Below are 24,912 nucleotides of genomic sequence, written 5' to 3'. Positions count from 1 at the left end.
GACGCAACCGCCGGGCGACCTCGTACGAAGATGTGTGAGTGAAATGTCTCGTGACCGGCGCGGCCGGATACATCGGAGGGCGGCTCGTCCCCGAGCTGCTGGACGCGGGTCATGAGGTCCGCTGCATGGTGAGGTCCGCGGGCCGCCTGCGCGACCAGCCGTGGGCCTCCCTGGTCGAGGTCGCCCAGGCCGACGCGTCCGACGCCGAACAGGCCGCCAAAGCCCTCGAGGGCATCGAGGTGGTCTACTACCTGATCCACACGATGGGCGGGGGAAGCGACTTCTCCGCCGCCGACCGCGAGGCGGCCACCACCTTCGCCGCCGCGTGCGAGCGCGCGGGGGTGCGCCGCGTCGTCTACCTCGGCGGACTCGTCCCGGAGGAGAAGCACTCGCACTCCGGTGGCCGTACGCCGGGCGAGAGGCACTCGCGTCCCGACGGCCTCGCGCCGGACGGGAGGCATTCGTACCTCGACGGTTTCGCGTCGGACGGGAAGCGATCGCCCTCCGGTGGTTCCGTCCAGGACGGGAAGCACTCGGACCCGGACGGCTCCGCGTCCGGCGGGAAGCACTCGCACTCCGGCGGTTCGGCGCCCGGCGGGAAGCTCTCGCCGCACATGAGCTCCCGGGTCGAGGTAGGGGAGATCTTCCTGAACTCCTCGACGCCCGCGGTGGTGCTGCGGGCGGCGGTCATCATCGGGTCCGGCTCCGCCTCCTTCGAGATGCTGCGCTACCTCACCGAGCGGCTGCCCGTGATGACGACGCCGCGCTGGGTCAGCACCAGGACGCAGCCCATCGCGATCCGCGACGTGCTGCGCTACCTCGTGGCCTGGGCCTCCGTCGAGGAGGAGGTGAACCGCTCCTTCGACATCGGCGGCCCGGACGTGCTCACCTACGCCGACATGATGCGGGTGTACGCGGAGGTCGCCGGGCTGCCCCGCAGGCTGATCATCCCGGTCCCGGTGCTCAGCCCCGGCCTGTCGAGCCACTGGGTGGGGCTGGTCACCCCGGTCCCTGCGGGCCTGGCCCGCCCGCTGGTGGAGTCGCTGCGCAACGAGGCCGTCTGCGACGAGCACGACATCGCCCGCTACGTCGAGGATCCGCCCGGCGGCCTGGTCGGGCTGCGGCGGGCGGTCGAACTCGCCCTGGAGCGCATCAAGGAGGCCAAGGTCCTCACCCGCTGGTCCTCGGCCTCCATCGCCGGCGCCCCGAGCGACCCGCTGCCCACCGACCCCGACTGGGCGGGCGGCAGCCTGTACGTCGACGCGCGGGCCCGCCGGGCCGACGCCTCGCCGGAGGCGCTGTGGGCGGTCGTCGAGGCCGTCGGCGGCGAGTCGGGCTGGTACTCCCTGCCGCTGGCCTGGAGCCTGCGCGGCCTTCTCGACCGGCTGGTCGGCGGGGTGGGCCTGCGCAGGGGGCGCCGCGACCCCAAGCGGCTCCGGGTGGGCGACTCGGTCGACTTCTGGCGGGTCGAGGAGGTCGAGCCCGGACGCCTGCTGCGGCTGCGCGCGGAGATGCGCCTGCCCGGCCTCGCCTGGCTGGAGATGCGGGTGCTCACGTACCGGGGCGAGACCGTCTACGGCCAGCGGGCGATCTTCCACCCCCGGGGCCTGGCCGGGCACCTCTACTGGTGGGCGGTCGCGCCCTTCCACGGCCTGATCTTCGGGCCGATGCTGCGCAACGTGGCGAAGGCCGCCGAGCGCGGGGTCCTGCCGGTCCCTCCCGGGGGCGGGGCTCCCACCCTCGACGCGCCCCCGTCCGGCGACCCCAGGAACACCGTCCCCGGCTGACCCGTTCCCAGCCGGCTCGTCCCCGATCGGATCGGCTCGTCCCCGGCCGACCCGTTCCAAACCGATCCAAGCCGATCCAGGCTGATCCGCTCCAAGCCGACCCGTCCCCGGCCGAGCCGCCGGTGGCGCGTCCGTCGCGGCTCGCCGTCCCCGGCGGGCCTCTCAGCGGTGTCCCTCGGGGCTCGCACCCCGGCCGGCCTCGCGGCGGCGGCCCGTCAGGGCTCGCCGTCGCGGGAGACGAGGACGTCGACGATGTCCTCGTACCCGATGCCCTTGTGCGTGAGCTGGCCCGCCACCGCGAACTCCGCGAGGCCGTGGGCGGTCGAGAGCAGGGCCATCACCCGGGCCTTGGGCGCGGGCCCGTCCCAGGGGCCCCGCATGCCGAGCGCGGTTGTCACCTGGTCGATCGCCGTCTCCAGCTCCGGGTGGTCCCCGGCGAGGAACTCCGCGGCGAACACCAGCCGGTACTCCTCGCGGTGCGTCGTGGCGTACTCGACGTAGCTCAGGTAGAAGGCCCGCAGCCGGTCGCGCGGGCCCGTCCCCTCCAGGATCGCCGCGGCGACGTGCGCGCTGAGGTCGGCGATGACCCGGACGGCGAGCGCCGCCAGCAGCGCGGTCTTGTCGCTGAAGTGCCGGTAAGGGGCCGTGCGGGACAGTCCGGCCAGGTCGCCGACGGCGCGCAGTGTCACGGCGTCGAGGCCCTCCTCGCGCAGCAGTCTCAGCGCGCTCTGGACCAGGCGGGTCCTGGTGTCGTCCACCACCGTGGGACCACCTTCCGGGCTTTCCGTGTTGACAACGTCAACCTACCTGGTTGACACTGTCAACATGATGTTGACGACGTCAACCGGAGAGCTATGAAGATCACGGTGAACGGGCTGCCCGCCACGGTGGACGCCGGCCCCGACGATGCCGCCGTAGATGTCCTGCGCGACGAACTCGGCCTCACCGGCGCCAAGGCCGCCTGCCGTACCGGAGTCTGCGGCGCGTGCACGGTCATGGTGGACGGGGTGCCCCAGGCGAGCTGCCTGCTGCCGTCCGCCGCGCTGGAGGATCGCGAGGTCACCACGGCCGAGGGGCTCGGCCACCCCGTCCAGCGGGCGCTCGCGGTCCACGACGGCCTGCAGTGCGGCTACTGCACACCGGGGTTCGCGGTCGAGGGCGCCGCCTTCGTCGACGCCTGGCGCGCCGAGCACGGCGACGTCGCCCCGCCGCGCGAGCGGATCGCCGCCGCCCTCGCCGGTCACCTGTGCAGGTGCGGCGCGTACGAGGGCATCTACGCCGCGATCGCCGCCGCCTGCCGGGGAGAGCACGACGGCGCCGAGGGGACCCCCGCCCGGGTGGAGGCGATGGACAAGGTCACCGGCCACGCCCGCTACACCACCGACGTACGCCTCGAAGGGCAACTGGAGGGGGTGGTCATCCGGTCGGCGAGGGCGCACGCCCGCGTCACCTCGGTCACGGTGGGCGCCGCCCACGTGGTCGACCTGCTGCCGCCCGACCGTACCGTCCGCTACGCGGGCCAGCCCGTCGCCGCCGTCGCCGCCCCCACCCGGCGCGAGGCGCTCGCGATCGCGGAGGCCGCGGAGATCGGCTACGACCCGATGCCCGCCGCGTTCGACGACGCGCCGGACGCCCCGCCCGTCTACGACGAGGCCTCCAGGAAGCACGTCCCCAGCTCCAGCGAGGGGCTGGAGCTGCCGGGCGGCTGGGACGGCAACGTGCGCGGCCCCTTCACCAGGGCGAGCTGGCGCGGGCGCACCGCCGCCAAGCGGATCGAGGCCGCCAGGCGCGACGCCGACCCCCGCCTGGTCACCGGCACGTTCACCACCGCCGTCCAGGTCCACACCCCGCTGGAGCCGCACGCCTGCGTCGCCCGCTGGGACGCGGAGGGCGACCTGCACCTGCACCTGTCCACCCAGACCGTGGGCCTCGCCGCCGAGCAGGCCGCCAAGCGGTGGGACCTGCCCGTCGAGCGGGTCCACGTCGTCGCCGACCACGTCGGCGGCGGCTTCGGGGCCAAGGCCGGCGTCGGCACCGAGGCGATCGCCGCCGCCGAGCTCGCGCGGGCCTGCGGCGCGCCGGTGCGCGTGGTGTTCAGCCGCGCCGAGGAGCTCACCGACGCGGGCAACCGCCCCGGCACCCGTACGACCCTCGAACTGCTCACCGACGACCGGGGCGACCTCGCCGCCCTCACCATGGACGTCCACGGGCGCGGCGGCGTGGCCATCGGGTCGGCCGTCGCGGTGATGGCCCGCCTCATGTACGGCACCGCGCCCCGGCGGCTCCGCGACTACGACGTGGTCACCAACGAGCCGCCCGGCGCCCCGTTCCGCGGGCCGGGCGCGCCGCCCATGCTCTGGGCGCTGGAGCAGGCCGTGGACGAGGCCGCCCACCGCCGGGGCGAGGACCCGATCGCGCTGCGCCGCCGCTGGGACGGCAACCGCAAGCGGCACGCCCTCTACGACCTGGCCGCGGCCCTGCCCGGGTGGACGACCAGGCCGCGTACCGGCTCCCAGACGGGCCGCTTCCGCCGGGGCGTCGGGGTGGCCGCCGCCAACTGGGCCTACATGCTCGACCCCGGCACGGAGGTGGAGCTGCGCGTCGAGGGCGACGTGGTCGTGGCCCGCACCACGACCCAGGACATCGGGACCGGCGTCCGCACCGTCATCGCCGGCGTCGTGCGCGAGGAGCTCGGGCTGCCCGCCGAACGCGTCCGCGTCGAGGTCGGCAGGACGGGCACCGTGCACGGGCCGCCCTCGATCGGCAGCCGCACCACGGCCTCGGTGGGTCCGGCCGCGCGCGACGCCGCGGTGCGCCTGCGGAAGCTGGGCGTGACCGACGGCGCCAAGGTGGTCGGCGGGCGCCGCCGCGACCGGCGCGGCTACGTCACCCCGTTCCCGGTGGGTGGCATGGCGATCGGCCGGGGGTTCAGCGGTTCCGTGCACGTCACCGAGGTGGAGGTCGACACCCGCCTGGGCGCCGTCAGGCCGCTGCGGGTGTGGGCCGGGATCGCGGTGGGCCACATCTACGCCGAGCGGCTGGCGCGCAGCCAGTGCGAGGGCGGCGTCGTGCAGGGCATCGGCTACGCCCTGTACGAGGAGCGCCTGGTCGACCCGGTGACGGGAACCGTGCTCACCGCCAACCTCGACGACTACCGCGTCCCCGGCATCGGCGACACCCCGGAGATCACCGTGCACTTCCACCGCGACGGGTGGGACCACGTCAACGGCCACGGCGTCGGGGTCGGCGAGATCTCCACGGTCGGCGTGGCCGCCTCGGTGGGCAACGCCGTCTTCAACGCCACCGGCTGGCGCCCCCACGACCTGCCCATCCGCCCCGACCGGCTCCTCGAGGGGCTCTCCCGTTGATCCCCTCTCCGCGGCCGTGGCCGGAACGGGCTGTTGGGAGAGGGGGCTCGGCGGGGGTGTCTCCGGGGCTTCGCGAGGGGAACCGGCAGGCGGTCTTCTCCTTGGTTCTCCCGGTTCTTGCGACTTTCCCGGATTCTCCGGACTCCTCGGGTTCTCCGGATTCCCCGGGCTCTCCGGTTTCTCCGGACTTCCCGGACTTCCCGGGCTCCTCGGGCTCCTTGGCTTCTCCGGCCATTCAGGGCTCTCCGGCTTTCCCGGGCTTACCGGGCTTCTCGGGTTTTTGGGCCCTCCCCGAGCGCGGCCCCTGGATTCTCACACTGGAAGGTGTTCGATGACCGTACTCACCGACCTCGGCGAGGCCGTGCGGCGCGGGGGCGAGTTCCGCGCCGGAGGCACCGACCTGATGGGCCGCCGCGCGGCGGGGCCGCACGTGGACCTGCGCGGCCTGCCCGACATGTCCGGTGTCACCTGGCAGCCGGACGGCTCCGTCAGGATCGGCGCGCTGACCACGGTCGCCCGGCTGACCCGCGACGCGCGCCTCGCCGCCGCCCACCCCTGCCTGACGCTGACGGCGGCGGGCCTGGCCACCCCCCAGATCCGGGAGGTGGCCACCGTCGGGGGCAACCTGCTGCAGCGCAACCGCTGCGCGTACTTCCGCAACCCGGCCTTCTCCTGCCACCAGGACGGCGGCGACCACTGCCCGGCCCGCGCCGGGCTCGCCCCGAACGCCGCGATCCTCGACACCGGCCCGTGCGTCGCGCCGCACCCGTCGTCGCTGGCGGTGGCCCTGCTCGCCTGCGACGCCTCCGCCGAGACGCACGACAGGGACGCGTTCCCGATCGCCGACCTGTACGGGGACGGCTCGGACCCGTCCCGCGACCACCTGCTGTCCCCGGGGGAGATCCTTCTCTCCGTCGTCCTGCCGCCGCCCGCGCCGGGGGAGCGGGCCGCCTACCACCGGGCGATCGGCAGGTCGGAGGCCGAGTGGCCGCTGGTGGAGGCGGTGGCACGGCTCGTCGTCGACGACGGGAGGATCACCTTCGCCAGGGTGGCCGCGGGGGGCGTCGCCCGCGTCCCCGTCCGCCTGCCCGAGGTCGAGGAGGCGCTGCTGGCGGGCGAGCCCCTGGAGCGGGCGGCCGGGCTGGCCACCGCCCGGTGCGCCCCGGCGGCCCGCAACCCTTACAAGCTCGCGCTGCTCGCCGGGACCGTCCTGGAGGTCCTGGAACGCGCGACCGGGACCGGCGAGTCCCGGTAACCGTCCCGGCCGGGCCCTCGCCGCCCCCGGCCTCTCCGTCGCGCCACCTCGGTACGACGGGAGAGGCGGGGGAGCGGGGGCCGGGGGACGCCGTGCGGCCCCGGCCGGTCCGGTGCCCGGGAGGGGGCCACCGCTTCAGAGGGGCCGAACCCCCTCAGGCGGATCAGGCGCCGCGAGGTCCGTTCAGGCGAGACGGGCCCGCCGCCGTGACCAGGCCCGTCTCGTAGGCGACGATGACGAGCTGGGCCCGGTCGCGCGCGCCGAGCTTGCCGAGCAGGCGGCCCACGTGCGTCTTCACGGTCGCCGGGCTCAGGGTCAGATGATCGGCGATCTCCGTGTTGGACAGTCCCCTGGCGATGAGCGCGAGCACGTCGAGCTCCCGCCCGGTGATCCCGTCGAGCTCGCGGGCCACCGGGCGTGCCGGTTCGGGACGCCGGGAGAACTCGGCGATGAGCCGGCGCGTCACCGTAGGCGCGAGCAGCGCCTCACCGGAGGCGACCACCCGGATCGCGGCCAGCAGGTCGCCCGGCGGGGTGTCCTTGAGCAGGAAACCGCTGGCCCCGGCCCGCAGCGCCGCGTAGACGTACTCGTCCAGGTCGAACGTGGTGAGCATGAGCACCCGCACCCCCGGGACGCCCGCCGGGCCGCAGATGCGGCGGGTCGCCTCGATGCCGTCCATCTCCGGCATCCGCACGTCCATGAGCACCACGTCCGGCGACCCGCCGCGCGCCAGCTCCACCGCCTCGGCACCCGTCCCGGCCTCGCCGACCGTCACCAGGTCGGGCGCGGTGTCCACCAGCACCCGGAAGCTCCCGCGCAGCAGCGCCTGGTCGTCGGCGACGAGCACCCGGATCACGGGCTCTCCCCATCCGGCCGGTGTGTCTCCCCGTCCGACGCGGCCGTCTCTCCGCGCGGCACGCGCGCCGGGCGGGTGCCCCGGGGCGGCGGGCAGGTCCCCTCGTCCGGCACACGCGCCCTCTCGTACGGTGTGCGGGCGGAGTTGTCCGGGACGTGAGCCGAGTCGTCCGGTGTGCGGGCCGGGTCGTACGGTATGCGGGCCGAGATCCCGAACCCGCCCTCCGGGCGGCGCCCGGCCGTGAGGCTCCCGCCGTACATGGCCACCCTCTCGCGCATCCCGATCAGCCCGTGCCCCGGGCCGCCGGGCAGCAGCCGTTCGCCGGGCCCGTCGTCGGAGACCTCGACCAGGACCTCACCGCCGGACGCCTCGACCGAGACCCGGCACCGGGCGGGGGCGGCGTGCCTGACGACGTTGGTCAGCGCCTCCTGGACGATCCGGTACACCGACAGCTCCACCCCCTCGGGCAGGCCGGTCGCCCGGACGTCCAGCTCGACGCGTACCCCGGCCATCGACGCCCGCTCCGCGAGGACGCCGAGGTCGGAGAGGCCCGGGGAGGGGGCGAGATCGGGGGAGGGGCCGAGGTCGGAGCGGAGCACTCCCAGCATCCGGCGCATCTCCGCCAGGGCGCCCCTGCTCGTGGTCTCGATGACGCGCAACGCGTCCGTGGCCTCCTCGGGCCGCGCGGCGGCGACGTGGTTGGCGATGCCCGCCTTGACCGCGATCAGGGTCATGCTGTGCGCCACCACGTCGTGCATCTCGCGGGCGATCCGCAGCCGCTCCTCGGCCACCGCCCGGCCCGCGAGCTGCTCGGCCGCCCGCGCCGTGTACGCCCGCCGCTCGCGCACGGCGCGGCCCGTCACCCAGGCGCCGCCCAGGAACGCCACCCCCACCAGCAGCGGCCCGACGGCGCCGGGCGCCGGGGCGGGGGTGCCCACCGCCGACAGCAGCAGGACGGCCACCGCGCCGCAGGCGCCGATCGCGATCGTCGGCTCCCGCCGGGGCCGGGGCCGGGTGAGCGCCACCAGGTAGAGCGCGAAGGCCGCCGCCGCGAACCTGTCGTGCACCGTGCCGAGGAGGACGAGGGACACCAGCGACATCGCGAAGACGGCGCAGAAGACGGTGAGCGGCCACAACCGCCGCACCGCGAGCGGCAGGGTGATCCCGGCCAGGATCAGGAGCCCCGCCCACCCGGGCACCGCGGGGTCCGGGCGCCCCGCTCCGAACAGCAGCAGCGTGAGCGCGTACCCCGCCGCCCCCAGGGCGTCGAGCCGGACGAGCCCGGCGCGGCTCCAGTGCCGCGGGAAGAGCGGGTCGTCCACGGTGAGGTCCGCAGTGAGGTCCACCGTGAGACCGTATCCGCCGGGGCCGCGTTCCCGCCTCCCCCCACGGGACGTCATCCCTGGGGCCGACCCTCCCGCGTGCCGGGCGCCGCCGTCGGCCCCCGGGACGACGGCGAAGTGCCCGCCGTGGCCCGACGCGCCGGGGTCCCGTCCCGCGGGAGCCTCGACGGCATGATCGAAGTCAGGGAGTTGACCAAACGCCACGGCGCGACCGTCGCGGTGGACGGACTGTCGTTCCAGGTGAAGCCGGGCCTGGTCACTGGTTTCCTCGGCCCCAACGGCGCAGGGAAATCGACCACGATGCGCGTGCTGCTCGGGCTGGACGCCCCCACCTCCGGTCAGGCGCTCGTCAACGGACGTCGCTACGCCACGATGCGGCACCCCCTGCGCGAGGTCGGTGCGCTGCTCGACGCGAACGCCGTGCACGACGGGCGCAGCGCCTACGATCACCTGCGCTGTCTGGCGCGGAGCAACGGGATCGGGGTCTCGCGGGTGGCCGGCGTACTGGAGCGGGTGGGCCTGGCGGGGGTGGCCCGCAGGCGGGCGGGGGACCTCTCGCTCGGCATGCGGCAGCGGCTGGGCATCGCGGCGGCGCTGCTCGGCGACCCGGGTGTGCTGATGTTCGACGAGCCGGTCAACGGGCTCGACCCCGAGGGCGTGCGGTGGATCCGCCACCTGATGCGCTCGCTGGCCGGGGAGGGGCGCACCGTGCTGCTCTCCAGCCACCTGATGAGCGAGATGGAGCTCACCGCCGACCGTCTCGTGATCATCGGGCGCGGCCGGCTGGTCGCCGAGACCACGGTCGGGGACCTGGCCGCCCGCCACGATCTGGGGGTGCTGGTGCGCTCCCCGCGCGCCGCCGAGCTCACCGGCGTGCTGGAGGCCGCCGGCGCGACGGTCGGCACGGAGCCGGGCGGGGGGCTGGTCGTCAGGGGACTGGGCATCGCGGAGATCGGGGACCTGGCCGCGGGCGGTGGCCTCGCCGTGCACGAGGTCACCCCGCGCAGCGCCTCGCTGGAGGAGGCGTACATGGAACTGACCGCCGACAGCGCCGAGTACCGGGCGGGCGGGCGATGACCGGTCTCCCGCGGCACAAGGCGACCCTCCCGCGGCACGAGGCGACGGCGGGTCGCGAGGTGACGGCGGGTCGCGAGGTGACGGCGAGCCGGCTGGTGGCCGACGTGCTGGCCGCCGAGTGGCTGAAGCTGCGCACGGTCCGCTCCACCTGGTACGTCCTGGCCACCGTCGCGGCCTTCGTCGTGCTCATGGCCGTGTTCACCCTCTATGTGGGCGGCCTCTGGGACGGGCTGCCCCCCGGGCGCCGGGCCACCCTGCGCGCCGCGCGGCCCGAGCAACTCCTGCTGCTGCCGGTGCAGATCTGCATGGCCGTGCTGGGGGTTCTCGCCTTCACCTCCGAGTACGCCACCGGCATGGCCCGCACCGCCTTCACGGCGGTGCCGCAGAGAGGGGTGGTGCTGGCGGCCAGGGCGGCGGTCGTGGCCGCCGTCGCGTTCGCGGTGGGGCAGGGGAGCGGGCTGGTGGCGTTCGTCGCCTGCCGGTCGATCATCGGTGACCGCCCGATCCCGGGCTTCACGGAGCCGCTGTCGGAGGAGTTCCCCGGGATGTTCGCCGGAGGGCTGTCGGTGGTGGTGCTCGCCATGGTCGGGCTCGGCGCGGGCGCCGTGCTGCGCTCCACCGCCGGGGCGATCACCGGCGTCGTCGCGTACCTGTACATCCTCCCGAGGTTCGTGACCGCGCTGCCCGAACCGTGGAACGCCAGGGTCGGCTCGGTGCTGCTGGAGGACCTGACCCGGCAGGCCGCGGGCGAGCCGCCCCTGGCGGTCGGGCTCGGCGACGCGCCCGCCGGGATCGGGCTGTCGCCGGTGGCGGCGCTGGCGGTGATGGCCCTGTACGTCGTCGTCGCCCTCGGCGCGGCCGCCGTCGCGCTCGCCCGCAGGGACGTCCGGTGACCGGTGTACGGGGGCGGGTGGCGCTCACCCGCCTTGCCGGTCTACCAGGCCGTCCTGGCGGGGGACGACTTGTGATCTACCTTGTAAAGGCGGGGGCGCGGGTGAAATCTCCGCAGCGGGTGAAACCCTCGTACACGAAAGGCCGAAGCCCTCACCGGACGGAGGTCCGGCGAGGAGGTCTCACCTGAGCCTGAGGGTGGCCGTCAGGTGTTCGGCCAGGCCCTTGGAGGCGGCCTCGACCATCTCCAGCACCTCGGTGAACCCCTCGCGCTCGCCGTAGTACGGGTCGGGCACCTCGGCGCCCTCGGGGGCGGCGGGGTCGAAGGAGCGGAACAGGCGCACGTCCGCGCCGCCGGGGGCGAGGCGCCGCAGGGCGCCGAGGTTGTGGGCGTCCATGGCGAGCACCAGGTCGACTTGGTCGTACCAGTCGCTCAGGAACTGCCTTGCCCGGTGCCGCGATCCGTCGTAGCCGTGCTCGGAGAGCACCCCGGCGGCCCGCGCGTCCATCGGGCCGCCCTGGTGCCAGCCGCCGGTGCCCGCGCTGTCGACCGTGACGAGGTCACCGAGACCGTGGTCGTCGAGCGTCTTCCTCAGCACGACCTCGGCCATGGGGGAGCGGCAGATGTTTCCCATGCACACCACGCAGATGCGATAACTCATGCCTACCAGGATGCCGCCTGCCGGGGGTGGGACGGCCGGGTGAGGGGAGGGGCCGGGGAGGAGGCGTCGCCGAAGCGGATCCCGGCCTCGGTCCGGGGGAGCGGGCGCACCCCGGGACGCAGCAGGACGCGCCGTACGACCTCGGGGACGATCGCGGCGCCCAGGTGCCGTCCCAGGCAGAGGTGCGGGCCGTACCCGAAGTGCAGGCCGGTGTGGGAGGGCCGGTCGGCGCGGAAGGCGTCGGGTTCCGGCACGGCGTCCGCGTCGAACATCGCCGAGGCGACGCAGGCGAAGACCAGCGTGCCCGCCGGGACGAGCGTCGCGCGCGGGGTGCCCGCCGCCAGCACGTGGTCGCTCTCGCACAGACGGAAGATCATCCGGTTGGGCGGGGCGAACCGCAGGGCCTCCCAGACGTGGGCGTCGAAACGCGCCGGATCCGTCTCCGACGCCGCCGCGACGGCCACCCTCCCCGCCTCGTCCCGCGACAGGAGCTCCTGGACCGCTCCGGCCACGGCCTGCGCGGTGTTCTCCACCGACCCGACGAGCAGACCGGCCAGGTTGGCCAGCACGCGCCGGTCGCCGAAGGCGACCTCCTCCGGCGGCCGGCCGCGCAGCAGGCGGGTCAGCACGTCGTCGGGGACGGCCCCGCCGCAGTCGAGGCGGGCCCGCCGGTCGTCGATCACGTCGTGGAGGCGGTCGCGCAGCCGGGCGCCCGCGTTCAGCGAGGCGGCGTGGACGGCGGGGTCGCCGTGCAGGTTCTTGAAGATGTCGCTCTGGGCCGCCCGCGACCACGCGGACAGCTCGTCGAGCCCGATGCCCGCCAGCCCGAAGTACTCGCGGCAGACGCGCAGCTGGACGTGGCGGGCGAGCTCCGCGACCGCCTCGACCCGCCCTCGGGGCCGGGCGCGGTCCAGCGCCTCGTCGGCGAAGGCGGCGGCCATGCGGCGGACCCGGGGCACGTCCTGGACGGGCAGCACGCTCTGCATGAGACCCCGCTCCGCCCAGTGCAGCGGCGTGTCGTCCTGCGACAGCATGAAACCGCCGCCCAGGAACGGATCCATGCGCGGGGCGTAGAGCCGGACGGTGAAGACGCGCTCGCGCGACAGCACCTCGACGACGTCGGCGAACCGGGTCACCAGGGTGAGCAGCGGCGTGTGCATGATCGGCCGCCGGTCCCGCAGCTCGGCGAAGAACTCCCGCCACTCGGTGCGGATCCAGGAGACGACCAGGGCGGGCCGCCGGTCCTCCGCCGCCGACTCGTACCGGTCGAGAAACGACATCGATCCCCTTAGGTCGCCACCGGAAATGCCGGGTCAAGTGGTAACACGGAGAGTCATGACGAGTCAACGTTTAGTAATCGGACGGAGTTGGGGGAGCTCCGGACCCGCCTCGTCCCGCTTTCGCGGGGGCGATGGAAGCGATCACGCGTACGTGATGTTCGATGACCTCATAGGCATCGTTCGTAACGTGGAGGTCCCGGTGGGAAGACTCAGTGAAGACGCCAAGGAACTGTTCAAGCGGCCCATCCACGCCTGGGTGACCACCGTGAGGCCGGACGGTTCCCTGCACAGCACCGTCGTGTGGGTCGACGTCGACGGCGACGACGTGGTCTTCAACACGGCCGTCGGCCGGGCCAAGGAGCGCCACCTGCGCGAGGACCCGCGCGTGTCGGTGAGCGTCCTCGACCCCGAGGACGCCCATCGCCTGGTCAGCGTCTCGGGTACGGCCCGGCTGGAGCTGGAGGGCGCGGACGAGTTCATCGACCGCCTGGCGAAGAAATACCTCGGGGTGGAGTCCTATCCCTTCCGGACGCCGGACGAGCGGCGCATCACCGTGAGGGTCACGCCCGACGACGTCATCTTCAGCGCGGGGGGCTGAGGGATGGAGGCGAGTGGAGAGGGCAGGCCCGCGCCCATCCGTCACGTCGGCGACCCGGTGCTGCACCGGCCCTGCGAGCCGGTCACCCGTTTCGACGAGAGCCTGGCCACGCTGGTGCACGACATGTTCGCCAGCATGTACGCCGCCGACGGCGTGGGGCTCGCGGCCAACCAGATCGGGGTCCCCCTGCGCGTGTTCGTCTACGACTGCCCGGACGACACCGAGGAGTATCAGAAGGGCCTCGTGGTCAACCCGGTCCTGGTGCTGCCCGAGGCCGCCGAGCGCACCCTGGCGGACTACGAGGAGGGCTGCCTGTCGGTGCCGGGACAGCGGGCGTCGCTCGCCCGGCCCGACCGGGCGGTCGTGCACGGTTTCGACGTCACCGGGGCGCCCCTGACGGTCGAGGGCACCGGGGTGCTGGCCCGGTGCCTGCAGCACGAGACGGACCACCTCGACGGCCTCCTCTACATCGACCGGCTCCCGGCGGAGCGGCGCGAGGAGGTCCTGCGGGCCTACGAGGAGGAGCGCGACCGGCCCGCCGTGGAGGACTGACGGGCGTCGGCCGGGGGAGGCCGGTATCGGCCGGTGCTGGTTGGGGTGACGACGGCGGGTCCGGCGGCGCCGCTTCGGCCGGGGCGGCGCCGACCGGCCCCGGCCCGGCCGCTCCCGGCCCGATGGTCCTCGCGCGGCCGTACCGGCTCGACCGGCGACCGGTTCCGGTGGCGGACGCGGCCCGGGGCTACCATGTCGCCCGGTAGAACCGGTATTCGGGGAAGGAACGGCTGTTGAAGGATCTCGGGGAGGAACTCCGCGCGTTCTGGCGGGAGCGTCACCTGTGCACGATGACCACCGTGCGCGCCGACGGCACGCCGCACGTCATCCCGGTGGGGGTGACGCTGGACGCCGACGCGGGAATCGCCAGGGTGATCACCTCGGGTGGCTCGCACAAGGTCCGCCACGTGCTCGCGGCGGGGGACGAGGGCGCGGCGGTCGCGGTCTGCCAGGTGGACGGGAGGCGCTGGTCGACCCTGGAGGGGCGCGCGGTGATCCGTACCGACCCCGAGTCGGTCGCCGACGCCGAGCGCCGCTACGCCGAGCGCTACCGCGCGCCCCGGGAGAACCCCGCCCGCGTCGTGGTCGAGATCCGTATCACCCGGGTGCTGGGCAGTGTCTGACCGCGTCCCCTCCGGCCCCGTCCTTTCCGGCCTCGACCCCGTCGTCACCGTTGTCGGGATCGGGGACGACGGCTGGGCCGGTCTCTCCGAGGCGGCGCGGCGCGAACTGCGCGCGGCCGAGGTCCTGATGGGCGGCGCCCGGCACCTGGGCCTCGTCCCGGAATCCGTCGCCGAACCCGGGAGCGGGTACGGCGGCGAGTCCGGTGTCGAGCCCCGTGCCGGGCGTGACGGCGAGCCCAGGGGCGAATCCCGTGTCGAGACCGGGAGCGAATTCGGGATCGAGCGCGGTGTCGAGCCCGGTGCCGGGCTCAGGACCGGGCACGATGTCTGGGCCGGTGCCGGTGCCGAGCCCGGGATCGAGCACCGTGCCGAGCCCGGGACCAAGCGCGGTGTGGAGGGCGGTGTCGAGCGTGTCGTCTGGCCCTCGCCGCTGCTCCCGGCCCTGCCCGCGCTGATCGCCTCCCACCGGGGGCGCAGGGTGTGCGTGCTGGCCAGTGGCGACCCCATGTTCCACGGCATCGGCACGACCCTGGTGCGGCTGCTCGGCGCGGACCGGGTCCGGGTCCTGCCGCACCCGTCGTCGGTCTCCCTGGCCTGCGCCAGGCTCGGCTGGGCGGCCGACCGCGTCGAGGTGGTCAGCCTCGTGACGCGTCCCGCCGAGGTGCTGCACCCGCTCGTCCACGACGGCCGCCGCCTCCTGGTCCTCAGCGCCGACGGCCGCACCCCGGCCCGGGTCGCCGGGCTGCTCGCCGCCCGGGGCTACGGCGCGAGCCCGGTGACGGTCCTGGAACGGCTGGGCGGCGCCGGGGAACGCGTGGTCTCCGGCACGGCCGCCACCTGGTCCCCGCCCGTGACCCACGATCTCAACGTCGTCGCCGTGGAGTGCCGCGCCGACGCCGGGACCGTTCCGCTGCCCCGCCTTCCCGGCCTGCCCGACGAGGCGTTCGAGCACGACGGCCAGCTCACCAAGAGCGAGGTGCGCGCGGTCACCCTGTCCCGGCTGGCGCCCGTACCCGGGGAGCTGCTGTGGGACGTCGGCGCGGGCGCGGGCAGCATCGGCGTCGAGTGGATGCGCGCGCACCCGGACAACCGGGCGATCGCGGTGGAGTCCCACCCGGGCAGGGCGGCCGGGGTCGCCCGCAACGCCGCGGCGCTGGGCGTCCCCAGCCTGGACGTGGTGACCGGTGCCGCGCCCGCCGCGCTCGCCGGGCTGGAGCGGCCCGACGCGGTCTTCGTCGGCGGCGGGGTGACCGTTCCCGGGATGGTGGAGGCGTGCTGGGAGGCGCTGCGGCCGGGCGGCAGGCTGGTGGCCAACGCGGTGACCGTCGAGTCCGAGGCGGTCCTGGCCCTCTGGTACGGCAGGCTCGGCGGCGGCATGGTCAGGCTCGCGGTCAGCAGGGCCGCCCCGGTCGGCGGGTTCACCGGCTGGCGGCCCATGATGCCCGTCACGATCTGGACCGCGGTCAAGCCGCCCGTTCAGGAGGAGGAGCGATGACCGTACGTTTTATCGGGGCCGGGCCGGGGGCCGCGGATCTCATCACCGTACGGGGACAGCGGGCGATCGCGTCCGCGCCGGTGTGCCTGTACGCCGGGTCGCTGGTCCCGGCGGAGCTGCTGGAGTCGTGCCCGCCGGGCGCGCGGCTGGTCGACACCGCGAGGATGGCCCTGGAGGAGATCGTCGCGGAGATGGTCACCGCCCACGAGGCCGGGCACGACGTGGCCAGGCTGCACTCCGGCGACCCGTCGGTGTTCAGCGCGATGGCCGAGCAGATGCGGAGGCTGGACGCCGAGGGGGTGCCGTACGAGGTGATCCCGGGCGTGCCCGCCTTCGCCGCCGCCGCGGCGTCGCTGCGGCGCGAGCTCACCGTGCCAGGGGTGGGGCAGACGGTCGTGCTGACCCGTACCTCGGTGCGCGCCACCCCCATGCCCGAGGGCGAGGACCTCGGCACGCTCGGCCGAAGCCGGGCCACGATGGTCCTGCACCTGGCGGTGCAGCGCGTCGAGGCCGTCGCGGCCGAGCTCGTACCCAACTACGGCGCCGACTGCCCGGTGGCCGTGGTGGCCAGGGCGAGCCGCGACGACGAGGTGATCCTGCGCGGCACGCTGGCCGACATCGCCGGGCAGGTCCGCGAGGCGGGGATCCTCCGTACCGCGGTGATCGTCGTGGGCCGGGTGCTGACCGCCTCGGAGTTCCCCGACAGCCACCTGTACTCGGCCGCCCGCTGCCGTGACTGATCCCGCGTCCCGAGGTGACGGCTGTGCTTGATGTGCTGATACTGGGCGGCACCGACGAGGCCAGGCGGCTGGCCGCCGCGCTCGCCGGGCGCGCGGGGACGCGCGTGGTGTCCTCGCTGGCGGGCCGGGTGCGCGACCCGAAGCTGCCGGTGGGGGAGGTGCGCGAGGGCGGTTTCGGCGGTCCGGACGGGCTCGCGGCGTGGCTGGCGGAGCACGGCGTCCACGTCGTCGTGGACGCCACGCACCCGTTCGCGGCCAGGATGACGGCCTCGGCGGTCGAGGCGGCGCGCCGGACCGGCCTGCCGCTGCTGATCCTGCGGCGGCCCGGCTGGCGGGAGGCTCCCGGCGACGACTGGCGCTGGGTGCCCTCCCTGGAGGCTGCCGCCGAGCTGCTGCCCTCGCTGGGGGAGCGGGTGTTCCTCACCACGGGACGCCGCAGCCTGCCGGTCTTCGCCGGTCTCGACGGCCACTGGTTCCTGGCCCGCTCGGTGGACTCGCCGGGGCCGCTCGTCCCGCGACGCCTGGAGGTGCTGCTCAGCCGGGGGCCGTTCACGGTGGACGGGGAGCTGGCCCTGATGCGCGAGCACCGGGTGGAGGTGCTGGTCACCAAGGACAGCGGCGGTGAGATGACCACCGCGAAGCTGCTCGCCGCCCGCGAGCTCGGGCTGCCGGTCGTGATCGTGCGCCGCCCGCCGCCGCCCGAGGGGGTGACCTCGGTGGAGACCGTCGAGGCCGCGCTCGCCTGGCTGGAGACCGCGACCGGCCCCGGCCCCGCGTGACGGGACCGGCCTCGGGCTCCGGGGTGATGGGACCGGTTCTCAGGCTTCGAGCAAGGGGACCGGCTCCAGGTGGTGGGACTGGCCCCGGGTGGTGGGTCCGGCCCCGGGACACGTCAGCGAGTACGGGCCGATGTCGTGGAGATCTCCCAGAAGTCGGCGTAGCGGCCACCTCGGCGCAGCAGGTCGTCGTGTCCGCCCTCCTCCACGATCCGGCCGCCGTCCAGGAAGACGACGCGGTCGGCGCGCTGGACGGTTCGCATCCGATGTGCCACCGTCACCACCGTCCGGCCCGCCATCAGGCGCTCGATGCCCTCGTGGACGGCCGTCTCGTTCAGCGGGTCCAGGGCGGAGGTCACCTCGTCCAGCAGCACGACGGGCGCGTCTTTCAGCAGCGCCCGCGCGATCGAGACCCGCTGGCGCTCACCGCCCGACAGCCGCGCGCCGCCCTCGCCGACGTTCGTCGCCCACCCGCCGGGCAGGCGCTCGATCACCTCGTCCAGCCGGGCCGCGGCCGCCGCCGCCCGTACCTCGGCCTCGCCCGCGTCGGGGCGGCCGAGACGCACGTTGTCCTCGATCGTGCCGTCGAAGAGGTAGACGTCCTGGAAGACGATGGCGATCCGCGCCATCAGCACCTCGGTACGGATCGCGCGCACGTCCACACCTCCCACGCGCACCGCGCCCTCGTCCACGTCGTGGAAGCGCGCGAGCAGCTGCAGCAGCGTGCTCTTGCCCGCGCCAGAGGGCCCGACGACGGCGAGCCGCTGTCCGGCGGGCACGGACAGCGACAGGTCGTCGATCACCGTGCGGCCGCCCTGCCGGAAGGTGACGGACGCGAACTCCAGGTCGTGGCGTACCGGCTCGATCGGTTCGCGCGCCTGCGGCAGCGGCTCGGTGCGCAACACCGCGTCGAGTCTCGCCAGCTCGAAACGCGCGCCGCGCAGCCTGCCGCCGAGGTCCGACAGCGACAGCAGCGGCTCGGCGCAGCGGGCGGCGAGCACCAGGATCGCCAGGACCTCCGCCGCGCCGACGATCCCGCCGAGCGCGAGGTAGGCGCCCAGGGTCAGCAGGGCGGTGAACATCGCCTGCACCGTGAGCGTCAGGCCCAGCACGCCGGGCAGCGCCGACAGCGTGGAACGGCGGGACGCGCGCTGGAGCCCGGACAGCGCGTCGTCGAGCGACCGGAAGTGCTCGGCGGTCCGGCCTCCGGCGCGCAGCACGGGCTGGGCCTGGAGGTACTCGACGACCCTCCCGGTGGCCTCGTCGCCGCGTTCGGCGCGCTCCACGTCCCCGGCGGCCGTCGAGCGTCCCGTCCAGACCTGGATCGCCGCCACGACCGGTACGGCGGCCAGCGCGGCCAGCCCCATGCGCCAGTCGGAGGCGAGTATCACGACCACGATCGTCAGCGGGGTCACGCAGGCGGAGATGAGCGGTGCCAGCAGGTGCGCCGCCACCCCCATCGCCCGCAGAACGCCCTCGCCCGCCAGGACCGACACCTCCCCGACGCGGCGGGCGGTGAACCAGCCGAGGGGCAGCCGGGCCAGATGGTCGCCGAAGCGGTGGTACACGCCGCGCAACAACGCGGTCCCGACCCGGAAACCGGACAGGTCGCTGCGGTAGCGCAGCACCGCGTAGGCCGCGACCGCGGCCCCGAACGCGATCAGCCAGGGCCGGGCGTCCGCGGGCTCGCCGCCGAACAGCGCCCGCAGCACCGGGACCATGAGCGCGTAGGACAGGCCCTCGGCTGTCGCGGTCACCGTCATCAGGGCCACGGTACGGCGCATCGGCCGGGCGTACCCGGGTCCCAGCAGCCGCAGCAGCATCCGGATCATCGGGGCTCGCCTCCTCGCGGTGCGCCGGTGGGGGTTCCGGTCTCATCGGCGATCGCCGTCGGGTGGGTCGACGGATGGCCCGATGAGTGAGCCGGTGAGTGGGTCGACGGGTGGGCTCGCCAGAACGCGGCGAATCTTCCGTTCCGTGCCAGGAGCTCGGCGGGGCGACCGCGCTCGACGATCACGCCGTCCTCCAGGACCACCACGGTGTCGGCGTCGGCGACCGTCTCCACGCGGTGGGCGATGACCAGGGTCGTCCGGTCGCCCGCCGACGTCGCCAGGGCGCCGCGTACCGCCTGTTCGGTCTGCGGGTCGGCGAAGGCGGTCGCCTCGTCGAGTACCAGGACGGGCGCGGCGGCGAGCAGCGCGCGGGCGATCGAGATCCGCTGCGCCTCTCCCCCCGACAGCTTGACGTCCTCGCCGATCACCGACTCGTATCCGCGTGGAAGTTCGAGGATCCGTTCGTGGATGTTCGCCAGCCGGGCGGCGCGGACCACGTCGTCGAGGTCGGCGCGCGGCACGGCCAGCGCGATGTTGTCCGCGACCGACGCGCGCAGCAGGCGGACGTCCTGGAAGACGAAGGAGACCATCCGGTGGAGCTCCCGGCCGCCGAGCTCGCGGAGGTCGACGCCGCCCAGGAGGACCGCGCCGTGGGTCGGGTCGAAGAAGCGCGGCAACAGCTGGACCAGCGTGGACTTCCCGCTTCCCGACGGTCCCACGATCGCGGTGACCGTCCCCGGTTCGAGCACCAGGTCGATCCCGCGCAGCACCTCGTGACCGGCCTCGTACCCGAACCGGACGTCGCGCAACTCCACCCGGTGTCCTCGCGGCGCGACCGGGTGCGCGGGCTCCGGCAGTGACGGCACCGCGAGCACGTCCCGGATCCGGCCCATCGCGCGCCGGGCGGCCTGCAGGTCGTCGAAGCCGTGGCCGAGAGCCGCCACCGGAGCGGTCAGCCCCAGTCCCAGCAGCAGGAAGGGGAGCAGGTCCGCCGGGGTCATGGAACCGGCCGTGACCAGCGTCGTACCGCCGGTCAGCACGACCAGCAGCACGAACGGCGGCGACAGCGCCAGCGCCATCCCCGCGGCGATCCCGGAGATGCCGAGCACCCAGCGGGAGAAGGTCCCGGCGAACTCGTCCGTGGCCGTGAGGAACTCGCGGTGGGCGCGCTCGCCCCCGCCGAACGCCTTGACGACCGCGATCCCCTGTACGAACTCGACGGCCGCGTTCGAGATCCGTCCCATCGCCCCGTCGAGCGCCTCCTGCTCGCGCAGGCGGCTCGGGGTCATCATCAGCGGGACCAGCGCCACGGCCAGCGCCACCGGGACGATCGTGATCAGCGTGAGCCGCCAGTCGACGGTGAACAGGTAGACCAGCGACACCAGCGGCACCACGAACGCCGAGACGAGCTCGCCGGGGGCGTGGGCGATGAGCGGGTGCACGGCGCTCACGTCCTGTCCCACGACCTTCGCCAGCTCGCCCGTCCGGCGCCGGGAGAGCCAGCCGATCGGCACCTCTCCCAGCCGGGCAGCCAGCCGCCGGCGGAACGACAGCTGCACCCGGTCGTCGAGAACGTGCCCGATCCCGGACGACGCGGCCGTGAACAGCAGCCGGACGAACAGACCGGCCGCCCCCGCGATCACGACGTCCCGGACGTGACCGTGATCGATCGGGCCGGGCGACAGCAGGGTACGGCCCAGTTCGACGACCGCCAGCAGCGGCGCCAGCCCCGCGACGGCGCCGATGACCTGCAGGACGGCGACGGCGGCGAGACCCCGTCCATAGGGCCGCAGCAACCCCGCCGGGCCCTGGCCGGCCACAGCCGCACTCACTCCCGCCGGGCTCTGGTGCGCCACGGCCGGGCTCATTCGGCCAGGGCGCGGCGCAGGGCCGCGGCGAGCTCGGCGATCTGCCGCTGCGACACCTCGGCGGACAGGATCGCCTGCGACCCGTGGAAGGTGCCGGGCCACTGGTGCAGCTCGACCGACACGCCCGCCTCCAGCAGGCGCAGCGCGTAGCTGATGTCCTCGTCGCGGTTCGGGCAGAGCTCGGCGGTGGCGATGTAGGCGGGGGGCAGGCCGGACAGGTCGGTGGCCCGCGCCGGGGCGGCGTACGGCGAGGCGGGCGTGGAGCCCAGGTAGTGCCGCCACGCGACGGTGACCTTGTCGCGGTTCATCCAGGGCGTGTCGGTGAAGTGCCGCGCCGACCACGTCTCCTGCCGGTCGTCGAGGCTGGGCTGGTTGAGCAGCTGGAAGCGGATGCGCGGCCCCCCTTGGTCGCGCGCCCGCAACGCCGTCGCGGCCGCGATCCCCGCGCCGGCGCTGTGACCCCCGACCGCGATCCGCTCCGGGTCGACGCCCAGCTCGGCCGCGTGCCCGGCCGCCCAGTTCAGTACGGCGTAGGCGTCGTCCAGGGCGGCCGGGAACCGGTGCTCGGGGGCGAGGCGGTAGCCCACCGAGATCACCACGGCGCCGGAGGCCTCCGCGAGCCGGATGGCCCACGGGTGCTCGGTGTCCACGTCGCCCATGACGAATCCGCCGCCGTGCGACCAGACGACGGCGCCCCGCGCCCGGTGCGGGCGGTAGATCCGCACCGTCACCTCCGGGTCGCCGGGCACCGTACGGTCCTCGATCTCCATGTCCGCGATGTCGGGCACCGGGATCGCGGTGGCCAGCTCGGCGAAGCTCTTGCGCTCGATGACCGGGTCGATCAGGTCCGCCCGGGGGAACAACGGGACGAATGCTTCCAGCTCTGGGTCCATAACCGTGATCCTCGCAACTTGTGTCCCGGGGATCATCCGCCACTCGTCGGGCATTCCACCCCTGTCTCGCGACGATCGCCGCATATCCTTCGGGCATGGAGGCATTGGCCGCACGGCTGTCGCGGCTGGACGCGGAGGCCGGGGGCGCGCTCCGCGTCGTGATGTTCTACGACACGCTGATGCGCAGGCGGGTTGATCTTCCGGCGCTCGCGCGGGCCTCGGCGGGCCTGGCCGAGTGCGTGGCCGGGATCCGGCTGCACGGCACGGGGCGGGTGATCCGCATGTCGCCCGGCGGCGGGGAGGCGTCCGCCCCGGCGCTCCCCGCGTCCACCGCGGCGCCGATCACCCTCGACGGCGAGGAGGCCGGCACGGTGTGGCTGGAACGCCCCGGCCCGCCAGGACCGCTCGACGAACTGCTGCTGGACCGGCTCGCCATCGCCGCCACCGCGGTCGTCGAGAGGTACGGCCCGGCCCGCACCACCATGGCCGACCCCGCGCTCGTCGAACTGGTGATCAGCTCCGACAGCGACGAGGCGGCCAGGGCGCGGGCCCTGCGGCTCCTGGGCTTCGCCGCCGACCTGCCGATCCGCGTCATCGCCGTACGGTCGCGGCGCCCGCTCGACCAGATCGGCGGCCTGGTCTGCCCGGCCCGCCCGGTGAAGGCGGCGCCGGTCGCCGGCGTGGGCGTCATCCTGGCCACCACCATGGACCCGGCCCGGTTTCCGGCGGGCGTGCGCGCGGGCATCGGCGCCGCGGAGAGCCCCGACCGATCCTGGCGGGAGGCCCGCACCGCGCTCCGCTTCACCACCCCGCGCCGGCCGGTCGTCCACCACGACGACCTGGGCGTGCTGGCGCTGCTCGCACAGGTGCCGGAGGACGTCGCGCGGGACAACGCCGACGTGGCCGCGATCGCCCGGATGGCCGTCAATCCGGAGGACCTGGACACCCTGGACGCCTACTGCGCCACCGGCTCCCTGCGCCGGGCCGCCGACCTCCTCCACCTGCACCACAGCAGCGTCTCCCGCCGCCTCGAACAGATCGGCAGGACCCTGGGCGTCGAGCTCACCGAACCCGCCGGTCTGGTACGGGCCGGACTCGCCCTCACCACCTGGCGGCTCCTTGACGACCGGGGCCCGGACGACTGAGCCTCACGGGCGACGGGCGACGGGCGACGGGCGACGGGCGACGGGCCACAGGCCACGAGCGGCGAGTGGCGACCGGCACGTGGAACGCGTGCCGGGCCGCCCCGTACTCGCGCATCGGACCCCGAACCGGCCCCGGCCGGGCGCGTCACGCGGCACAGCGGCGCAGGGTCGGCCCCCGGCGGGTGTGCCACCCGCAGCGCTGCTGGATCGGCACCGGCGGCTGTGCCCCTATCCAGCGTGTCACGCGGGACAGCGGCGAAGGATCGGCCTCCCGCCCAGCGCGTTACGCGGGGCAGCCGGTGCCGGATCGGCCCTCCGGCGGCTGTGCCCCCGGCCGGTGCGTTACGCGGGATAGCGGCGGGGGGTGAACACCACCCGGCTGCCGTCACCGCGTTCGGCCACCCGTGTGGTGGACGAGCCCACCAGCAGCAGGCAGCGCATGTCGACCGTGCCGGGGTCCAGGTCGCCGAGGGTGGTGACCGTCATGCTCTCCCGGGCCCCGCCGACGTCGCGGCCGACGACCACGGGGGTCTCCGGCGCCCGGTGCTCCAGCAGCAGGTCCCGCGCGGCGGCCACCTGCCAGGTACGGCTCTTCGACGCCGGGTTGTAGATCGCCAGGACGAGGTCGGCCTTGGCCGCGGCGCTGATCCGCTCGGCGACCACCTCCCAGGGCTTGAGCAGGTCCGACAGCGACAGCACGCAGTAGTCGTGGCCGAGGGGAGCACCGGCCCTGCTCGCCACCGCGTGCGCCGCGGTCAGGCCGGGCAGCACCCGTACCGGCACGTCCGCGAACCTCGGCTCGCACGCCACCTCCAGCACCGCGCTGGCCATCGCGAACACCCCGGGGTCGCCCGAGGACACCACGGCCACCCTCGACCCGGCCGCGGCCAGCTCCAGCGCGTGCGCGGCCCGTTCGGCCTCCACCCGGTTGTCGGTGGGGTGGCGGCGCTGGCGCGGGTTGGGCGGGACGCGGTCCAGGTAGGGGCCGTACCCGACGAGCTCGTCGACACCGGCCAGCGCCTCCTGCGCCTCCGGGGTCAGCCACGGCCGCCCGGCGGGGCCGAGCCCCACCACGACCACCTCGCCGCGCGTCCTCACGTCGCCCGCGCCCGCGCTCTCGGTCCCGGCGACGGGCGCGGGAGCCGCCGCGTTGACGGGGCTCGGGATCAGCGCCAGCGAGAAGTAAGGGACGCTGCCGGGGTCGACCTCGGCGAGCGGGGCCAGCCGCTGCTGCCCGGTGGTGGCGCGCTCGACGTACCAGGCCTCGTCGAGCCGCCCGGCCTCGGCCAGCGCGTCACGGACCTTGGTGAACGTACGGCCGAGCTTCAGCACCGCCGCCGAGTCGGTGGACGCCAGGCGCTCGGCGAGCACCTCGGCCGGGAGCGTTCCCGGCAGCACGGTCAGGACCTCGTCCCGTTCGACCAGCGGGCGCCCCAGGACCGCCGAGGCGCCGCTCACCGACGTCACGCCCGGCACGACCTCGGTGACGTAGCGGTGCGACAGGCGCTTGTGCATGTGCATGTACGAGCCGTAGAAGAGCGGGTCGCCCTCGCACAGCACCACCACGTCGCGCCCGGCGTCCAGATGGGCCGCCAGCCGCACCGCGCAGGCGGCGTAGAAGTCGTCGATCGCTCCCTGGTAGCCGCCGGGGTGGTCGGTGGTCTCGGTGGTGAGCGGGTAGATGAGCGCCTCCTCGACCTGGCCCTCCCGCAGGTAGGGGGCGGCCACCGAGCGGGCGATGCTCCGGCCGTGGCGGGCGCTGTGGAAGGCGATCACGTCCGCCTCGCCGATCAGGCGGGCGGCCTTGACGGTCACCAGTTCGGGGTCGCCGGGTCCGAGTCCCACGCCCCACAGCCGTCCGGTCACGTCGT

21 protein-coding genes are annotated in these 24,912 nt (G+C 74.8%); 12 read left to right on the top strand and 9 right to left on the bottom strand.

Features of this window, described 5'->3' with window-relative positions:
* The first annotated feature begins 38 nt into the window (after positions 1–38).
* Entirely contained in the window at positions 39–1,787 is a 1,749-nt protein-coding gene (locus ABT053_RS38860) for an SDR family oxidoreductase (protein WP_350976244.1), read from the top strand.
* 215 nt (positions 1,788–2,002) lie between these two features.
* Here the strand turns inward: ABT053_RS38860 and ABT053_RS38855 are convergent, their stop codons facing one another.
* Complete coding sequence (locus tag ABT053_RS38855) at positions 2,003–2,545, bottom strand: TetR/AcrR family transcriptional regulator (RefSeq protein WP_350976242.1); 543 nt, start codon at positions 2,543–2,545, stop codon at positions 2,003–2,005.
* A gap of 96 nt (positions 2,546–2,641) precedes the next feature.
* Between ABT053_RS38855 and ABT053_RS38850 the strand changes: the two genes are divergently transcribed.
* Together ABT053_RS38850 and ABT053_RS38845 are read left to right on the top strand one after the other, a co-directional pair.
* The gene (locus ABT053_RS38850) at positions 2,642–5,155 is read left to right on the top strand and encodes a molybdopterin-dependent oxidoreductase (protein ID WP_350976240.1); all 2,514 of its coding nucleotides are present in this window, start codon (positions 2,642–2,644) and stop codon (positions 5,153–5,155) included.
* Between the two features lie 331 nt (positions 5,156–5,486).
* Positions 5,487–6,410 carry an FAD binding domain-containing protein gene (locus tag ABT053_RS38845; protein WP_350976239.1) on the top strand — a complete coding sequence of 308 codons (924 nt, stop codon included), beginning with the start codon at positions 5,487–5,489 and terminating at the stop codon, positions 6,408–6,410.
* Between the two features lie 163 nt (positions 6,411–6,573).
* Here the strand turns inward: ABT053_RS38845 and ABT053_RS38840 are convergent, their stop codons facing one another.
* Positions 6,574–7,266: a response regulator gene (locus ABT053_RS38840; RefSeq protein WP_350976237.1), complete on the bottom strand. Its 693-nt coding sequence runs from the start codon at positions 7,264–7,266 to the stop codon at positions 6,574–6,576.
* On the bottom strand, positions 7,263–8,612 hold the full coding sequence (locus tag ABT053_RS38835) for a sensor histidine kinase (protein WP_350976235.1): 1,350 nt from the start codon (positions 8,610–8,612) through the stop codon (positions 7,263–7,265). The genes ABT053_RS38840 and ABT053_RS38835 overlap by 4 nt, the downstream gene beginning before the upstream one ends.
* A gap of 168 nt (positions 8,613–8,780) precedes the next feature.
* Here ABT053_RS38835 and ABT053_RS38830 point away from each other — a divergent pair, with 168 nt between their 5' ends.
* The gene (locus tag ABT053_RS38830) at positions 8,781–9,686 is read left to right on the top strand and encodes an ABC transporter ATP-binding protein (RefSeq protein WP_350976233.1); all 906 of its coding nucleotides are present in this window, start codon (positions 8,781–8,783) and stop codon (positions 9,684–9,686) included.
* Positions 9,683–10,579, top strand: coding sequence for an ABC transporter permease (locus ABT053_RS38825; RefSeq protein WP_350976232.1), 897 nt, complete (start codon positions 9,683–9,685; stop codon positions 10,577–10,579). The genes ABT053_RS38830 and ABT053_RS38825 overlap by 4 nt, the downstream gene beginning before the upstream one ends.
* Positions 10,580–10,759: 180 nt before the next feature.
* Here the strand turns inward: ABT053_RS38825 and ABT053_RS38820 are convergent, their stop codons facing one another.
* A complete protein-coding gene (locus ABT053_RS38820; RefSeq protein WP_350976230.1) occupies positions 10,760–11,239 on the bottom strand; it encodes a low molecular weight protein-tyrosine-phosphatase in 480 nt (159 codons plus the stop codon).
* Positions 11,240–11,241: 2 nt separating this feature from the next.
* Positions 11,242–12,519, bottom strand: coding sequence for a cytochrome P450 (locus ABT053_RS38815; protein ID WP_350976228.1), 1,278 nt, complete (start codon positions 12,517–12,519; stop codon positions 11,242–11,244).
* A 199-nt stretch (positions 12,520–12,718) separates the two neighbouring features.
* Here ABT053_RS38815 and ABT053_RS38810 point away from each other — a divergent pair, with 199 nt between their 5' ends.
* From ABT053_RS38810 to ABT053_RS38785, 6 genes are all read left to right on the top strand, one after another.
* Positions 12,719–13,117 (top strand): TIGR03618 family F420-dependent PPOX class oxidoreductase, encoded by a 399-nt coding sequence (locus ABT053_RS38810; RefSeq protein ID WP_350976226.1) that lies wholly within the window; start codon positions 12,719–12,721, stop codon positions 13,115–13,117.
* A 3-nt stretch (positions 13,118–13,120) separates the two neighbouring features.
* Positions 13,121–13,669 (top strand): peptide deformylase, encoded by a 549-nt coding sequence (gene def / locus ABT053_RS38805; protein WP_350976225.1) that lies wholly within the window; start codon positions 13,121–13,123, stop codon positions 13,667–13,669.
* A 233-nt stretch (positions 13,670–13,902) separates the two neighbouring features.
* Positions 13,903–14,292, top strand: coding sequence for a pyridoxamine 5'-phosphate oxidase family protein (locus ABT053_RS38800; protein ID WP_350976223.1), 390 nt, complete (start codon positions 13,903–13,905; stop codon positions 14,290–14,292).
* Positions 14,285–15,787: a precorrin-6y C5,15-methyltransferase (decarboxylating) subunit CbiE gene (gene cbiE, locus ABT053_RS38795; protein WP_350976221.1), complete on the top strand. Its 1,503-nt coding sequence runs from the start codon at positions 14,285–14,287 to the stop codon at positions 15,785–15,787. Before ABT053_RS38800 ends, cbiE begins: the two co-directional genes overlap by 8 nt.
* Positions 15,784–16,527 carry a precorrin-4 C(11)-methyltransferase gene (gene cobM / locus ABT053_RS38790; protein ID WP_350976220.1) on the top strand — a complete coding sequence of 248 codons (744 nt, stop codon included), beginning with the start codon at positions 15,784–15,786 and terminating at the stop codon, positions 16,525–16,527. The genes cbiE and cobM overlap by 4 nt, the downstream gene beginning before the upstream one ends.
* A gap of 23 nt (positions 16,528–16,550) precedes the next feature.
* Positions 16,551–17,306, top strand: coding sequence for a cobalt-precorrin-6A reductase (locus ABT053_RS38785; protein WP_350976218.1), 756 nt, complete (start codon positions 16,551–16,553; stop codon positions 17,304–17,306).
* Between the two features lie 113 nt (positions 17,307–17,419).
* On the opposite strand, the gene ABT053_RS38780 is transcribed toward ABT053_RS38785, so the two are convergent.
* The 3 genes from ABT053_RS38780 to ABT053_RS38770 are packed head-to-tail and all read right to left on the bottom strand — an operon-like array spanning position 17,420 to position 21,896.
* A complete protein-coding gene (locus tag ABT053_RS38780) occupies positions 17,420–19,135 on the bottom strand; it encodes an ABC transporter ATP-binding protein (RefSeq protein ID WP_350976216.1) in 1,716 nt (571 codons plus the stop codon).
* Positions 19,132–20,955 carry an ABC transporter ATP-binding protein gene (locus ABT053_RS38775; RefSeq protein WP_350976215.1) on the bottom strand — a complete coding sequence of 608 codons (1,824 nt, stop codon included), beginning with the start codon at positions 20,953–20,955 and terminating at the stop codon, positions 19,132–19,134. The genes ABT053_RS38780 and ABT053_RS38775 overlap by 4 nt, the downstream gene beginning before the upstream one ends.
* Positions 20,956–20,999: 44 nt before the next feature.
* Positions 21,000–21,896, bottom strand: coding sequence for an alpha/beta hydrolase (locus tag ABT053_RS38770; RefSeq protein ID WP_350976214.1), 897 nt, complete (start codon positions 21,894–21,896; stop codon positions 21,000–21,002).
* Between the two features lie 95 nt (positions 21,897–21,991).
* Here ABT053_RS38770 and ABT053_RS38765 point away from each other — a divergent pair, with 95 nt between their 5' ends.
* Positions 21,992–23,041 carry a PucR family transcriptional regulator gene (locus ABT053_RS38765; protein WP_350976212.1) on the top strand — a complete coding sequence of 350 codons (1,050 nt, stop codon included), beginning with the start codon at positions 21,992–21,994 and terminating at the stop codon, positions 23,039–23,041.
* Between the two features lie 342 nt (positions 23,042–23,383).
* On the opposite strand, the gene ABT053_RS38760 is transcribed toward ABT053_RS38765, so the two are convergent.
* Complete coding sequence (locus ABT053_RS38760; RefSeq protein WP_350976275.1) at positions 23,384–24,907, bottom strand: precorrin-2 C(20)-methyltransferase; 1,524 nt, start codon at positions 24,905–24,907, stop codon at positions 23,384–23,386.
* Between the last annotated feature and the right edge of the window lie 5 nt (positions 24,908–24,912).

This window comes from Streptosporangium sp. NPDC002524, from assembly GCF_040295985.1.
Lineage (GTDB): Bacteria > Actinomycetota > Actinomycetes > Streptosporangiales > Streptosporangiaceae > Streptosporangium.
Note: the sequence above shows the minus strand (reverse complement) of the source record. Positions and strands in the feature narration are given on the sequence as shown.

Excerpts from the sequence above, each read along its gene's own strand:
- cobM (WP_350976220.1), top strand. The coding sequence starts at position 15,784 with ATGACCGTACGTTTTATCGGGGCCGGGCCGGGGGCCGCGGATCTCATC.
- ABT053_RS38820 (WP_350976230.1), bottom strand. The coding sequence starts at position 11,239 with ATGAGTTATCGCATCTGCGTGGTGTGCATGGGAAACATCTGCCGCTCC.
- def (WP_350976225.1), top strand. The coding sequence starts at position 13,121 with ATGGAGGCGAGTGGAGAGGGCAGGCCCGCGCCCATCCGTCACGTCGGC.
- ABT053_RS38825 (WP_350976232.1), top strand. The coding sequence starts at position 9,683 with ATGACCGGTCTCCCGCGGCACAAGGCGACCCTCCCGCGGCACGAGGCG.
- ABT053_RS38770 (WP_350976214.1), bottom strand. The coding sequence starts at position 21,896 with ATGGACCCAGAGCTGGAAGCATTCGTCCCGTTGTTCCCCCGGGCGGAC.
- ABT053_RS38815 (WP_350976228.1), bottom strand. The coding sequence starts at position 12,519 with ATGTCGTTTCTCGACCGGTACGAGTCGGCGGCGGAGGACCGGCGGCCC.
- ABT053_RS38780 (WP_350976216.1), bottom strand. The coding sequence starts at position 19,135 with ATGATCCGGATGCTGCTGCGGCTGCTGGGACCCGGGTACGCCCGGCCG.
- ABT053_RS38845 (WP_350976239.1), top strand. The coding sequence starts at position 5,487 with ATGACCGTACTCACCGACCTCGGCGAGGCCGTGCGGCGCGGGGGCGAG.
- ABT053_RS38850 (WP_350976240.1), top strand. The coding sequence starts at position 2,642 with ATGAAGATCACGGTGAACGGGCTGCCCGCCACGGTGGACGCCGGCCCC.
- ABT053_RS38765 (WP_350976212.1), top strand. The coding sequence starts at position 21,992 with ATGGAGGCATTGGCCGCACGGCTGTCGCGGCTGGACGCGGAGGCCGGG.
- ABT053_RS38830 (WP_350976233.1), top strand. The coding sequence starts at position 8,781 with ATGATCGAAGTCAGGGAGTTGACCAAACGCCACGGCGCGACCGTCGCG.